This is a genomic window from Enterobacter cloacae complex sp. FDA-CDC-AR_0164 (genome assembly GCF_003071645.1).
In the GTDB taxonomy this organism is placed as follows: Bacteria; Pseudomonadota; Gammaproteobacteria; order Enterobacterales; family Enterobacteriaceae; genus Enterobacter; species Enterobacter ludwigii.
In genome coordinates, this window is sequence record NZ_CP028950.1 from 2,622,368 (window position 1) to 2,637,019 (window position 14,652).

Genomic DNA, 14,652 nt, shown 5'->3' on the forward strand with positions numbered 1-14,652 from the left:
ATTACTCTTCTTCAACTTCTTCCGCGAAGCTGGCGTCTTTCACCGACGTTGCGGCGCGACGGGCTTCACCTTTGTGTTGCACTTTATTGAGCTGCCGTTCCAGCTTGTTGATCAAATCGTTAATAGCGGTGTACATATCCTCATGTTTTGCGCTGGCGACCAGATGGCCGTTTGGAGTATTGATAGTTGCGTCAGCGATGAAACCTTGCGGCTCCTTGGACAGGATGATATGTGGGTTAATCAAATGTGTTTGCCATTTATCCAGTTTGGCGAGACGGTCTGCGACGTGTTGGCGGATTGCCGGAGTAATTTCCATTTGTTTACTGGTAATGTTCATTGTCATAAATTTTACCTCTTGTCTTTCCGTCTTGGTGATTCCAGCATACCTGTCCTAATGTCAAAATGTGTGATTTAGATCACGTTATTTTGTCGGTTTTTGTCAGGGAATGTTTTTTGTGAGGCAGGGCAGGAAGAGGTGATATTTACCTTGTGGAAGGCCCGATTTGCGGTCATAGTTGATAGGATGTGTTGAGGCTAAACCGCTTCAGCTGATCTCTGAACGCATAAAAAAACGGCAGCCCGAAGGCTGCCGTTTTGCATTGAGGCAATATCAGGTGTTGCTGCTGTTCGCGGCGATGATTTTCGCCACTTTGTCAGCCTGTGCGGTCATCTGCATCTGACGGTAAGCATTTTCCATCAGCTTCAGGCCATCACGCGTTGCCTGTGTATCCGGGTAATCACGCAACATACCTTCTACACGATTAACCACGGCAACCCATGCGCCACGGCGGGTATAGTATTCCGCAACGGAGTATTCGTATTTCGCCAGACGATCTTTCAGGAACACCAGACGTTTGGTCGCGTCAGTGACGTACTGGCTGTTCGGGTAGCCGCGCACCAGTTTGGAGAAGTCGTTGAAAGCATCACGCGCATGCTGCGGGTCACGGTCAGAACGATCCACACCGAAGAAACCTTGCAGGGCACTGTCGTCCAGCGCCATGTTGGTAAGACCGCGCATGTACATGACGTAATCGATGTTAGGATGAGTCGGGTTCAGACGCATGAAACGATCGATGGTTGCCTGAGCCAGCGGCAGATCGGCATTTTTATAGTAGGCATAGATGAGATCTAACTGTACCTGCTGCGAATACGGACCAAATGGATAGCGATTATCCAACGCTTCCAGTTGCGTTATCGCCTGTTTCCAGTTACCGTCCTGCAACTTTTGTTGTGCAGTCGCATAGATTTCATTCGGCGGATTGTCAGGGACCTGTTCATTTGAACCGGAGCAGCCCACCAAAGCCAGGCTCAACGTGGCCGCTGCCACCAGATATTTCATGCGCGTCATGACGTTTTGACTTTCCTCAAATGTTTGTCCGGGAGAAACTCTGTTCCTGCTCCCGATTAAGACCAGCTACAATAGCACACTATATTAAACGGCAAAGCCGTAAAACCCAACGTTAAACGAAGAAGCAGTTTATGGCACAACGAGTAGAACTCACCGCAACAGTCTCCGAAAATCAGCTCGGTCAACGCTTAGATCAGGCTTTGGCCGAATTGTTCCCTGATTATTCGCGTTCACGCATAAAAGAATGGATCCTTGACCAGCGCGTGCTGGTAAACGGCAAGATCTGGGACAAACCAAAAGAGAAAGTGTTAGGTGGGGAAGCCGTCGCCATCAATGCTGAAATCGAAGAGGATATCCGCTTCGAGCCGCAGGATATCCCGCTGAACATCGTCTATGAAGATGATGACATCCTGGTGATCAACAAGCCACGTGACTTGGTTGTTCATCCGGGCGCGGGGAACCCTGATGGCACAGTGCTTAACGCACTTCTCCATTATTACCCGCCTATCGTGGATGTTCCGCGCGCCGGCATCGTTCACCGTCTGGATAAAGACACCACGGGTCTGATGGTGGTGGCAAAGACCGTTCCAGCTCAGACACGTCTGGTGGAATCTCTGCAGCTGCGTGAAATCACCCGCGAATATGAAGCGGTGGCCATTGGTCATATGACCGCTGGCGGTACGGTGGAAGAACCTATCAGCCGTCACCCAACCAAACGTACCCATATGTCGGTGCACCCGATGGGTAAGCCTGCGGTAACGCACTACCGCATTATGGAACACTTCCGCATTCATACGCGTCTGCGTCTGCGTCTGGAAACCGGTCGTACTCACCAGATCCGTGTTCATATGGCGCACATTACCCATCCGCTGGTGGGCGATCAGGTCTACGGTGGTCGTCCGCGTCCGCCAAAAGGCGCATCGGATGAGTTCATTAGCGTACTGCGTAAGTTTGATCGCCAGGCGCTGCACGCAACGATGCTGCGTCTTTACCATCCTATCACCGGTATTCAGATGGAATGGCACGCGCCGATCCCACAGGATATGGTCGACCTTATTGACGCCATGCGCGTTGATTTTGAAGAACATAAAGATCAAGTGGACTGGTTATGACCAAACTGATTGTCCCGGAGTGGCCACTGCCTGAGGGCGTGGCTGCCTGCAGTTCAACCCGTATCGGCGGTGTGAGCCAGGGCGCGTGGGAATCTTTGAATCTCGGCGCACACTGTGGTGACAACCTGGAGCACGTTGAAGAAAACCGCAAACGCCTGTTTGCTGCCGGGAATTTACCGTCGAAGCCGGTCTGGCTGGAACAGGTACACGGTAAAACGGTACTGACGTTAACGGGCGAACCCTATGCGTCTAAACGGGCCGATGCGTCTTACAGTGATACCCCGGGAACGGTATGTGCGGTAATGACTGCCGATTGCCTGCCGGTTCTGTTCTGTAACCGTGCCGGTACCGAGGTGGCAGCAGCGCATGCGGGCTGGCGTGGTCTGTGTGAAGGTGTGCTCGAAGAGACCGTCGCCTGCTTTAAAGATGACCCTGCGAATATCATGGCCTGGCTCGGCCCGGCCATTGGTCCTCGTGCGTTTGAAGTGGGGCCAGAGGTCCGCGAAGCCTTTATGGAGAAAGATCTGCAGGCCGCGGATGCTTTCCTTCCTGCCGGTGAAAAATATCTGGCCGATATTTACCTGTTGGCCCGCCAGCGCCTGAATAATGTCGGCGTGACGCAGATCTTCGGCGGCGATCGCTGTACCTTCACCGAAAAGGGTGATTTTTTCTCTTATCGCCGCGACAAGACGACAGGTCGTATGGCAAGTTTTATTTGGCTGATATAACCTAAAGAATCAAGACGATCCGGAACGTGCCGTTTTCTTTTCACATAATTCAGGTCATTAACCTTGAATAATTGAGGGATGACCTCATTTAATCTCCAGTAGCAAATTTGACCTGTTATGGGAGGAGTTATGCGTCTGGATCGTCTTACTAATAAATTCCAGCTTGCTCTCGCCGATGCCCAGTCCCTTGCACTGGGGCACGACAACCAATTCATCGAACCTCTTCATTTAATGAGCGCCTTGTTGAATCAGGAAGGGGGATCGGTACGTCCGTTATTAACGTCTGCCGGCATTAATGCTGGCCAGTTACGCACCGCCATCGATCAGGCCCTGAGCCGTTTACCCCAGGTAGAAGGTACCGGTGGCGACGTTCAGCCGTCTCAGGATCTGGTGCGTGTGCTGAATCTTTGCGACAAGCTGGCGCAAAAACGTGGGGACAACTTTATTTCGTCAGAACTTTTCGTTCTGGCGGCGCTTGAATCACGCGGTACCTTGACCGACCTGCTGAAATCTGCCGGTGCAACCACCGCCAATGTGACTCAGGCGATTGAGAAAATGCGCGGAGGTGAAAGCGTGAACGATCAGGGAGCCGAAGACCAACGTCAGGCTTTGAAAAAATTTACGGTCGACCTGACCGAGCGTGCCGAGCAGGGCAAGCTTGACCCGGTGATCGGCCGTGATGAAGAGATTCGCCGTACTATCCAGGTACTGCAGCGTCGTACCAAAAACAACCCGGTGCTGATTGGTGAGCCGGGGGTCGGTAAAACCGCCATCGTCGAAGGTCTGGCGCAGCGCATTGTGAACGGTGAAGTGCCGGAAGGGCTGAAAGGTCGTCGTGTACTGGCGCTCGACATGGGTGCGCTGGTGGCCGGGGCGAAATACCGCGGTGAGTTCGAAGAGCGTCTGAAAGGCGTGCTTAACGACCTGGCGAAACAGGAAGGCAACGTCATCCTGTTTATTGACGAACTGCACACCATGGTCGGCGCGGGTAAAGCGGACGGCGCGATGGATGCCGGTAACATGCTGAAACCAGCCCTGGCTCGTGGGGAGCTTCACTGCGTAGGGGCTACCACGCTGGATGAGTACCGTCAGTATATCGAAAAAGATGCTGCGCTGGAGCGTCGTTTCCAGAAAGTGTTTGTTGCTGAGCCAAGCGTTGAAGATACCATCGCGATTTTGCGTGGGCTGAAAGAACGTTATGAACTGCACCACCATGTGCAGATTACTGACCCGGCGATTGTTGCAGCAGCCACGCTTTCGCATCGTTATATCGCTGACCGTCAATTGCCCGATAAAGCAATCGACCTTATTGATGAAGCGGCCTCGAGCATTCGTATGCAGATTGACTCGAAACCGGAAGAGCTGGACAGGCTTGACCGTCGCATCATCCAGCTCAAACTGGAACAGCAGGCACTGAAGAAAGAGTCTGATGAAGCCAGTAAGAAACGGCTGGATATGCTCAACGAAGAACTGGACGATAAAGAGCGTCAGTACTCTGAGCTGGAAGAAGAGTGGAAAGCGGAGAAAGCATCACTCTCGGGTACTCAGACAATTAAAGCTGAACTGGAACAGGCGAAAATTGCCATTGAGCAAGCGCGTCGTGTGGGTGACCTGGCGCGAATGTCTGAACTGCAGTACGGCAAAATTCCTGAGCTTGAGAAACAGCTTGAGATCGCCACGCAATCGGAAGGCAAAACGATGCGTCTGTTACGAAACAAAGTAACGGATGAGGAGATCGCTGAAGTGCTGGCTCGCTGGACCGGTATTCCGGTTGCGCGCATGATGGAAAGCGAACGCGACAAACTGCTGCGCATGGAGCAGGATCTGCATCAGCGCGTGATTGGTCAGAACGAGGCGGTTGAAGCGGTCTCTAATGCCATTCGCCGTAGCCGTGCAGGGTTGTCTGACCCTAATCGTCCGATCGGTTCGTTCCTGTTCCTGGGGCCTACGGGGGTCGGTAAAACCGAACTGTGTAAGGCGCTGGCTAACTTCATGTTTGACAGCGATGATGCGATGGTGCGTATCGATATGTCCGAGTTTATGGAGAAACACTCCGTTTCGCGACTGGTTGGTGCGCCTCCAGGATATGTGGGTTATGAAGAAGGTGGCTACCTGACAGAAGCGGTGCGCCGTCGTCCTTATTCCGTCATCCTGCTGGATGAAGTGGAAAAAGCGCATCCGGATGTGTTCAACATTCTGCTGCAGGTTCTTGACGATGGACGGCTGACTGACGGACAGGGGAGAACGGTCGACTTCCGTAACACGGTAGTGATCATGACCTCGAACCTGGGTTCCGATTTGATTCAGGAACGTTTCGGTGAACTGGACTACGGCCATATGAAGGATCTGGTGATGGGCGTGGTAAGCCATAGCTTCCGTCCAGAGTTCATTAACCGTATTGATGAAGTGGTAGTGTTCCATCCTCTGGGTGAGAAACATATTGCGTCGATTGCGCAGATTCAGCTGCAGCGTCTGTATAAACGTCTTGAAGAGCGTGGATATGAAATTCACATCTCCGATGATGCGCTGAGGCTCTTGAGCGCAAATGGGTACGATCCGGTTTATGGGGCGCGTCCGCTGAAACGCGCAATCCAGCAACAGATCGAAAACCCACTGGCGCAGCAGATACTCTCCGGGGAGCTGATTCCGGGCAAAGTTATCCGTCTGGAAGCCAACGACGACAAAATTGTGGCAGTGCAGTAAGTCACAAAACGCAAAAACGGGCCGCTTGCGGCTCGTTTTTGTTTAAAAACCAGGCCAGAATTGAGGTCTGGGATGCAAATTGCCTGGAAAGTGAGCAGTCAGTAAATAATTTTCACTTTATCCTTGCAGCTTCAGAATTACCCCCTATAATGCGCCTCCACTGACACGGAACAACGGCACACACGCCGCCGGGTCAGCGGGGTTCAGAGATGAACACCAACAGAGACAAGCGAAAATAAATGCTTGACTCTGAAGCGGGAAAGCGTAATATGCACACCCCGCGCCGCAGCGAAAACGAAGCGGCACTGCTCTTTAACAATTTATCAGACAATCTGTGTGGGCACTCAAAGTGACATGGATTCTTAATGTCTTCGGACACTAAATGAATACCAAGTCTCTGAGTGAACATACGTAATTCATTACGAAGTTTAATTCACGAGCATCAAACTTAAATTGAAGAGTTTGATCATGGCTCAGATTGAACGCTGGCGGCAGGCCTAACACATGCAAGTCGAACGGTAGCACAGAGAGCTTGCTCTCGGGTGACGAGTGGCGGACGGGTGAGTAATGTCTGGGAAACTGCCTGATGGAGGGGGATAACTACTGGAAACGGTAGCTAATACCGCATAACGTCGCAAGACCAAAGAGGGGGACCTTCGGGCCTCTTGCCATCAGATGTGCCCAGATGGGATTAGCTAGTAGGTGGGGTAACGGCTCACCTAGGCGACGATCCCTAGCTGGTCTGAGAGGATGACCAGCCACACTGGAACTGAGACACGGTCCAGACTCCTACGGGAGGCAGCAGTGGGGAATATTGCACAATGGGCGCAAGCCTGATGCAGCCATGCCGCGTGTATGAAGAAGGCCTTCGGGTTGTAAAGTACTTTCAGCGGGGAGGAAGGTGTTGTGGTTAATAACCACAGCAATTGACGTTACCCGCAGAAGAAGCACCGGCTAACTCCGTGCCAGCAGCCGCGGTAATACGGAGGGTGCAAGCGTTAATCGGAATTACTGGGCGTAAAGCGCACGCAGGCGGTCTGTCAAGTCGGATGTGAAATCCCCGGGCTCAACCTGGGAACTGCATTCGAAACTGGCAGGCTAGAGTCTTGTAGAGGGGGGTAGAATTCCAGGTGTAGCGGTGAAATGCGTAGAGATCTGGAGGAATACCGGTGGCGAAGGCGGCCCCCTGGACAAAGACTGACGCTCAGGTGCGAAAGCGTGGGGAGCAAACAGGATTAGATACCCTGGTAGTCCACGCCGTAAACGATGTCGACTTGGAGGTTGTGCCCTTGAGGCGTGGCTTCCGGAGCTAACGCGTTAAGTCGACCGCCTGGGGAGTACGGCCGCAAGGTTAAAACTCAAATGAATTGACGGGGGCCCGCACAAGCGGTGGAGCATGTGGTTTAATTCGATGCAACGCGAAGAACCTTACCTACTCTTGACATCCAGAGAACTTAGCAGAGATGCTTTGGTGCCTTCGGGAACTCTGAGACAGGTGCTGCATGGCTGTCGTCAGCTCGTGTTGTGAAATGTTGGGTTAAGTCCCGCAACGAGCGCAACCCTTATCCTTTGTTGCCAGCGGTCCGGCCGGGAACTCAAAGGAGACTGCCAGTGATAAACTGGAGGAAGGTGGGGATGACGTCAAGTCATCATGGCCCTTACGAGTAGGGCTACACACGTGCTACAATGGCGCATACAAAGAGAAGCGAACTCGCGAGAGCAAGCGGACCTCATAAAGTGCGTCGTAGTCCGGATTGGAGTCTGCAACTCGACTCCATGAAGTCGGAATCGCTAGTAATCGTAGATCAGAATGCTACGGTGAATACGTTCCCGGGCCTTGTACACACCGCCCGTCACACCATGGGAGTGGGTTGCAAAAGAAGTAGGTAGCTTAACCTTCGGGAGGGCGCTTACCACTTTGTGATTCATGACTGGGGTGAAGTCGTAACAAGGTAACCGTAGGGGAACCTGCGGTTGGATCACCTCCTTACCTTAAAGAACCTGCCTTTGTAGTGTCCACACAGATTGTCTGATGAAAAGTAAATAGCAAGGCGTCTTGCGATTGAGACTTCAGTGTCCCCTTCGTCTAGAGGCCCAGGACACCGCCCTTTCACGGCGGTAACAGGGGTTCGAATCCCCTAGGGGACGCCACTTGCTGGTTCGTGAGTGAAAGTCACCTGCCGACATATCTCAAAACTCATCTTCGGGTGACGTTTGAGATATTTGCTCTTTAAAAATCTGGATCAAGCTGAAAATTGAAACGACACACATGTTATGTGTGTTCGAGTCTCTCAAATTTTCGCAAGCCGGTGATGAATCGAAAGAAACATCTTCGGGTTGTGAGGTTAAGCGACTAAGCGTACACGGTGGATGCCCTGGCAGTCAGAGGCGATGAAGGACGTGCTAATCTGCGAAAAGCGCCGGCGAGGTGATATGAACCTTTGACCCGGCGATGTCCGAATGGGGAAACCCAGTGTGATCCGTCACACTATCGTTAACTGAATACATAGGTTAACGAGGCGAACCGGGGGAACTGAAACATCTAAGTACCCCGAGGAAAAGAAATCAACCGAGATTCCCCCAGTAGCGGCGAGCGAACGGGGAGCAGCCCAGAGTCTGAATCAGCTTGTGTGTTAGTGGAAGCGTCTGGAAAGTCGCACGGTACAGGGTGAAAGTCCCGTACACGAAAGCACACAGGCTGTGAACTCGAAGAGTAGGGCGGGACACGTGGTATCCTGTCTGAATATGGGGGGACCATCCTCCAAGGCTAAATACTCCTGACTGACCGATAGTGAACCAGTACCGTGAGGGAAAGGCGAAAAGAACCCCGGCGAGGGGAGTGAAAAAGAACCTGAAACCGTGTACGTACAAGCAGTGGGAGCCTCTTTTATGGGGTGACTGCGTACCTTTTGTATAATGGGTCAGCGACTTATATTCTGTAGCAAGGTTAACCGTATAGGGGAGCCGAAGGGAAACCGAGTCTTAACTGGGCGTTAAGTTGCAGGGTATAGACCCGAAACCCGGTGATCTAGCCATGGGCAGGTTGAAGGTTGGGTAACACTAACTGGAGGACCGAACCGACTAATGTTGAAAAATTAGCGGATGACTTGTGGCTGGGGGTGAAAGGCCAATCAAACCGGGAGATAGCTGGTTCTCCCCGAAAGCTATTTAGGTAGCGCCTCGTGAACTCATCTTCGGGGGTAGAGCACTGTTTCGGCTAGGGGGCCATCCCGGCTTACCAACCCGATGCAAACTACGAATACCGAAGAATGTTATCACGGGAGACACACGGCGGGTGCTAACGTCCGTCGTGAAGAGGGAAACAACCCAGACCGCCAGCTAAGGTCCCAAAGTCATGGTTAAGTGGGAAACGATGTGGGAAGGCACAGACAGCCAGGATGTTGGCTTAGAAGCAGCCATCATTTAAAGAAAGCGTAATAGCTCACTGGTCGAGTCGGCCTGCGCGGAAGATGTAACGGGGCTAAACCATGCACCGAAGCTGCGGCAGCGACGCTTATGCGTTGTTGGGTAGGGGAGCGTTCTGTAAGCCGTTGAAGGTGTCCTGTGAGGGGTGCTGGAGGTATCAGAAGTGCGAATGCTGACATAAGTAACGATAAAGCGGGTGAAAAGCCCGCTCGCCGGAAGACCAAGGGTTCCTGTCCAACGTTAATCGGGGCAGGGTGAGTCGACCCCTAAGGCGAGGCCGAAAGGCGTAGTCGATGGGAAACAGGTTAATATTCCTGTACTTGGTGTTACTGCGAAGGGGGGACGGAGAAGGCTATGTTAGCCGGGCGACGGTTGTCCCGGTTTAAGCATGTAGGCGGAGGTTCCAGGTAAATCCGGTACCTTATTAACGCTGAGGTGTGATGACGAGGCACTACGGTGCTGAAGTAACAAATGCCCTGCTTCCAGGAAAAGCCTCTAAGCATCAGGTAACATCAAATCGTACCCCAAACCGACACAGGTGGTCAGGTAGAGAATACCAAGGCGCTTGAGAGAACTCGGGTGAAGGAACTAGGCAAAATGGTGCCGTAACTTCGGGAGAAGGCACGCTGATATGTAGGTGAAGCCCCTGCGGGTGGAGCTGAAATCAGTCGAAGATACCAGCTGGCTGCAACTGTTTATTAAAAACACAGCACTGTGCAAACACGAAAGTGGACGTATACGGTGTGACGCCTGCCCGGTGCCGGAAGGTTAATTGATGGGGTTAGCGGCAACGCGAAGCTCTTGATCGAAGCCCCGGTAAACGGCGGCCGTAACTATAACGGTCCTAAGGTAGCGAAATTCCTTGTCGGGTAAGTTCCGACCTGCACGAATGGCGTAATGATGGCCAGGCTGTCTCCACCCGAGACTCAGTGAAATTGAACTCGCTGTGAAGATGCAGTGTACCCGCGGCAAGACGGAAAGACCCCGTGAACCTTTACTATAGCTTGACACTGAACACTGGTCCTTGATGTGTAGGATAGGTGGGAGGCTTTGAAGCGTGGACGCCAGTCTGCGTGGAGCCAACCTTGAAATACCACCCTTTAATGGCTGGTGTTCTAACGTAGACCCGTGATCCGGGTTGCGGACAGTGTCTGGTGGGTAGTTTGACTGGGGCGGTCTCCTCCCAAAGAGTAACGGAGGAGCACGAAGGTTAGCTAATCCTGGTCGGACATCAGGAGGTTAGTGCAATGGCATAAGCTAGCTTGACTGCGAGAGTGACGGCTCGAGCAGGTGCGAAAGCAGGTCATAGTGATCCGGTGGTTCTGAATGGAAGGGCCATCGCTCAACGGATAAAAGGTACTCCGGGGATAACAGGCTGATACCGCCCAAGAGTTCATATCGACGGCGGTGTTTGGCACCTCGATGTCGGCTCATCACATCCTGGGGCTGAAGTAGGTCCCAAGGGTATGGCTGTTCGCCATTTAAAGTGGTACGCGAGCTGGGTTTAGAACGTCGTGAGACAGTTCGGTCCCTATCTGCCGTGGGCGCTGGAGAATTGAGGGGGGCTGCTCCTAGTACGAGAGGACCGGAGTGGACGCATCACTGGTGTTCGGGTTGTCATGCCAATGGCACTGCCCGGTAGCTAAATGCGGAAGAGATAAGTGCTGAAAGCATCTAAGCACGAAACTTGCCCCGAGATGAGTTCTCCCTGAGACTTTAAGTCTCCTGAAGGAACGTTGAAGACTACGACGTTGATAGGTCGGGTGTGTAAGCGCAGCGATGCGTTGAGCTAACCGATACTAATGAACCGTGAGGCTTAACCTTACAACGCCGAAGGTGTTTTGGCGATGAGAGACGATTTTCAGCTGATACAGATAACAGAATTTGCCTGGCGGCTTTAGCGCGGTGGTCCCACCTGACCCCATGCCGAACTCAGAAGTGAAACGCCGTAGCGCCGATGGTAGTGTGGGGTCTCCCCATGTGAGAGTAGGGAACTGCCAGGGATCAATTAAAAGAACCCCGTACCGTATGGTGCGGGGTTTTTTGCTTTGGTTTTTTCCCGTCGCCGGAGACGGCATCAGACTGCACACCGCCACACCAGCCAACGACCCTTAGTCTTTATCCTATAACTTACCTTGCTAACAGAAAATGTGATCTTACTCTCAATGTTATTTATAACAAAATAATAACATTTGCTTTACAAGATCGTGAGTTCTCAGGACTCAGCATGCCGTTTTTATGGCAGGAGCATAATCACAATGACAGAAAGCATAACATCGAACGGGACGCTGGCTGCCAGTGATTCCCGTAGAAGGGTATGGGCAATCGTCAGTGCCTCTTCAGGGAACCTGGTGGAATGGTTCGACTTTTACGTCTACTCATTCTGTTCACTTTACTTCGCACATATCTTCTTCCCGTCCGGAAACACCACCACACAGCTTCTGCAAACGGCTGGCGTATTTGCTGCGGGCTTCTTAATGCGCCCCATTGGTGGATGGTTGTTTGGACGGATCGCAGACCGTCGAGGACGTAAGGCATCCATGCTGATTTCGGTCTGCATGATGTGCTTTGGCTCGCTGGTGATCGCCTGTCTCCCCGGTTATGATGCTATCGGGACATGGGCGCCGGCTCTTTTGCTACTGGCTCGTCTGTTCCAGGGACTTTCTGTTGGAGGAGAATACGGTACCAGCGCCACTTACATGAGTGAAATTGCCCTCGAGGGCCGGAAAGGATTTTACGCCTCTTTCCAGTACGTCACGCTTATTGGTGGCCAGCTTCTGGCCATTCTGGTGGTGGTTATTCTGCAGCAGGTCCTTACCGACAGCCAGCTTCATGAGTGGGGATGGCGAATTCCTTTCGCGATGGGCGCTGTACTGGCGGTCGTCGCACTTTGGTTGCGTCGTCAGTTGGATGAAACCTCGCAAAAAGAGGTCCGGGCGCTGAAGGAGGCGGGGTCGTTTAAAGGGCTGTGGCGTAACCGCAAAGCTTTCCTGATGGTTCTCGGGTTCACCGCGGGCGGTTCTCTCAGCTTTTACACCTTCACCACCTACATGCAAAAATATCTGGTGAACACCACGGGCATGCACGCCAACGTCGCCAGCGCTATCATGACCGCCGCGTTGTTCGTCTTTATGCTGATTCAGCCACTTATTGGCGCGCTCTCCGATAAAATAGGGCGTCGCACATCAATGCTGATCTTTGGCGGCATGTCCGCGTTATGTACTGTTCCCATTTTAACTGCGCTTCAGCACGTTTCCTCACCGTATGCCGCCTTTGGTCTGGTCATGCTGGCGATGGTCATTGTCAGTTTTTACACATCGATCAGTGGGATCCTGAAGGCTGAGATGTTCCCGGCACAGGTACGCGCTTTGGGGGTAGGGCTTTCTTATGCGGTCGCCAATGCGCTGTTCGGTGGCTCTGCGGAGTACGTCGCGCTGTCGCTTAAATCATGGGGAACGGAAACAACCTTCTTCTGGTACGTGACGGTGATGGGGGCACTGGCCTTTATTGTCTCCCTGATGTTGCATCGAAAGGGTAAAGGTATTCGTCTCTAATAGCGAGCCATCTGCCACACGGCATAGCCGGTCGTGGCACCGGCTACGTCCCAGGCAAAGTCTTTCCAGCTCCAGCCGCTCCCCGCGGGGCGGCTATCCCACAGTTCTTTTGAAGCCCCAAGGCTTACAGAGAACATCAGGCCGATTGCCGCACTACGATCCCGACTGTACCCCTGATGTTGTGCATACTCATTACCGGCAGCGGACAACATCGCGGAGGCGAGAAAGTGTTGCGCTTTATCCTGCCCGGACCAGCTATCGTTAGCCATGTGGCTACAGCCACTGAGAAAGAGAGCACTCAGCAAGAGAAGAATACGCATTAGCGGACTCCAAAAAAAAGCCCTGTCGCTGACAGGGCCTGGACATCACAGAATACGGCTGATAAGTCTGTCAATACGGATTCGACGCAGGCGACGAATAAGCTTGCGGACTTTCACCGGGTAATCGGCAATGCTCTGCAGTTCACGGTAATGCTGAACCACAGTGGTATGCGTGCGAATAAGCTCGAGCTCACGTTCACGACTGGTCGCTAACTCATGTTTCGGGTCATGGATCAGGATGGCATTTTCGAGATCCAGACGCCAGGCGCGAGGGTTCAGGTTATTGCCCGTAAGCAGCATCCATTCATCGTCGACCCACATCCCTTTCAGATGATAACTGTTGTCTTCATCTTTCCACAGACGCACGACCAGCTGGTCAGTGTTAACGTAATACTGTAAACGGCTCAGGAAACGGCGCAGGTTAATCTCATAGAGATAAGGGAGGGCACCGATAATCTTGAACGGTTGATCTTCAGGAATAAAGAAGTCGTTAGCCGTTTTGTCACCGACGATAATTTCAACTTTTTTACCATCACGCAGCAGCTGAATGATATTACGCACCAGCACGGCGGGAAGGTTGAAGTAAGGGGTGCAGATGATGAGTTTCTGCTCCGCACACGGCATCAGGTGGAAAATCGTTTTGTTCAGCAGGCTTGATTTGCCTAACCCCACCAGCGGTGTAACGGATAGCTCTTCGTTATTGGCATCGCCCTGGAAATGGTAGACCGCATCACGCAGTTCCTGGCGGAACGCGCGGATATCATTTTTAATTTCCGGGCTTTTAGGACGGTGTGGATCGTCAAGACGATTTACGCCGCGACCCTGTACTAAGTTCTTATCAACCCAATTAAACATGATATCCGCCATCTGCGGATTACGAACCAGATGGTAACGGTCATATCGATATTTATCGAGCTGATGGAGGTAAACATCATTCAGGCTCGCGCCGCTGTACAGCACGCTGTCATCAATGATGAACCCTTTGAAATGAAGGACGCCGAGCGCTTCCCGGGTATTTACAGGTACGCCGTAAACGGGCACATCGACGCCAGGATTTTCCTGCGCCGTGCGGCAATACCAGTCAGCATTGGTGTTTGAAGCAGCAGCGCCTATACGGCCACGCTGAGCGCGGTGCCAGTCGACCAGCACGCGAACATCCAGTTCCGGACGTTGACGCTTGGCTTCATAGAGCGCATTTAAGATCGCGCGCCCACCTTCATCTTGTTCAAGATACAGGGCCACAATGCAAATGCGACGCGTAGCGCCGGCAATCTTTTCCAGAAGCGTCTCCCGAAAATGGGCGGGAGCGTAAAAGAACTCTACATCATCAACTGACTGAGAAATCTTCGGTAGTTGAGCAAGGTGTTGTTGATGTTTATTACGCTTAAATTTTGACAACATCACAGTGCGTTTCTTCTCTGTTCATTGAAGGGTTGTCTGTACCATGCAAACAACATAAGC

8 protein-coding genes, 1 tRNA gene and 3 rRNA genes are annotated in these 14,652 nt (G+C 52.4%); 8 read left to right on the forward strand and 4 right to left on the reverse strand.

The window, feature by feature from the left end; translation table 11 throughout:
- Nucleotide 1: 1 nt before the first annotated feature.
- Nucleotides 2-343: a ribosome-associated translation inhibitor RaiA gene (gene raiA, locus AM410_RS12960; protein ID WP_003863162.1), complete on the reverse strand. Its 342-nt coding sequence runs from the start codon at nucleotides 341-343 to the stop codon at nucleotides 2-4.
- 267 nt (nucleotides 344-610) lie between these two features.
- Nucleotides 611-1,348: an outer membrane protein assembly factor BamD gene (gene bamD, locus AM410_RS12965; protein WP_013098339.1), complete on the reverse strand. Its 738-nt coding sequence runs from the start codon at nucleotides 1,346-1,348 to the stop codon at nucleotides 611-613.
- A gap of 131 nt (nucleotides 1,349-1,479) precedes the next feature.
- Between bamD and rluD the strand changes: the two genes are divergently transcribed.
- The 8 genes from rluD (at nucleotide 1,480) to AM410_RS13005 (ending at nucleotide 12,871) form a co-directional block, all read left to right on the forward strand.
- Entirely contained in the window at nucleotides 1,480-2,460 is a 981-nt protein-coding gene (rluD, locus tag AM410_RS12970; protein ID WP_014171235.1) for a 23S rRNA pseudouridine(1911/1915/1917) synthase RluD, read from the forward strand.
- On the forward strand, nucleotides 2,457-3,188 hold the full coding sequence (yfiH, locus tag AM410_RS12975) for a purine nucleoside phosphorylase YfiH (RefSeq protein ID WP_032678710.1): 732 nt from the start codon (nucleotides 2,457-2,459) through the stop codon (nucleotides 3,186-3,188). The genes rluD and yfiH overlap by 4 nt, the downstream gene beginning before the upstream one ends.
- A gap of 129 nt (nucleotides 3,189-3,317) precedes the next feature.
- A complete protein-coding gene (gene clpB, locus AM410_RS12980; protein WP_020883924.1) occupies nucleotides 3,318-5,891 on the forward strand; it encodes an ATP-dependent chaperone ClpB in 2,574 nt (857 codons plus the stop codon).
- 450 nt (nucleotides 5,892-6,341) lie between these two features.
- Nucleotides 6,342-7,881 (forward strand): 16S ribosomal RNA (locus tag AM410_RS12985).
- An 85-nt stretch (nucleotides 7,882-7,966) separates the two neighbouring features.
- Nucleotides 7,967-8,042, forward strand: a tRNA-Glu gene (locus AM410_RS12990).
- 192 nt (nucleotides 8,043-8,234) lie between these two features.
- Nucleotides 8,235-11,141, forward strand: a 23S ribosomal RNA gene (locus AM410_RS12995).
- A 63-nt stretch (nucleotides 11,142-11,204) separates the two neighbouring features.
- Nucleotides 11,205-11,320, forward strand: a 5S ribosomal RNA gene (gene rrf, locus AM410_RS13000).
- The 16S, 23S and 5S rRNA genes sit together here with 1 tRNA gene alongside, the layout of an rRNA operon.
- 255 nt (nucleotides 11,321-11,575) lie before the next feature.
- Nucleotides 11,576-12,871 (forward strand): MFS transporter, encoded by a 1,296-nt coding sequence (locus AM410_RS13005; RefSeq protein WP_025203439.1) that lies wholly within the window; start codon nucleotides 11,576-11,578, stop codon nucleotides 12,869-12,871.
- Here AM410_RS13005 and AM410_RS13010 read toward each other — a convergent pair.
- On the reverse strand, nucleotides 12,868-13,191 hold the full coding sequence (locus AM410_RS13010; protein WP_014171230.1) for a YfiM family lipoprotein: 324 nt from the start codon (nucleotides 13,189-13,191) through the stop codon (nucleotides 12,868-12,870). The two genes, AM410_RS13005 and AM410_RS13010, sit on opposite strands and share 4 nt — an antisense overlap.
- Before the next feature lie 45 nt (nucleotides 13,192-13,236).
- Entirely contained in the window at nucleotides 13,237-14,592 is a 1,356-nt protein-coding gene (gene pssA, locus AM410_RS13015) for a CDP-diacylglycerol--serine O-phosphatidyltransferase (protein WP_020882993.1), read from the reverse strand.
- Between the last annotated feature and the right edge of the window lie 60 nt (nucleotides 14,593-14,652).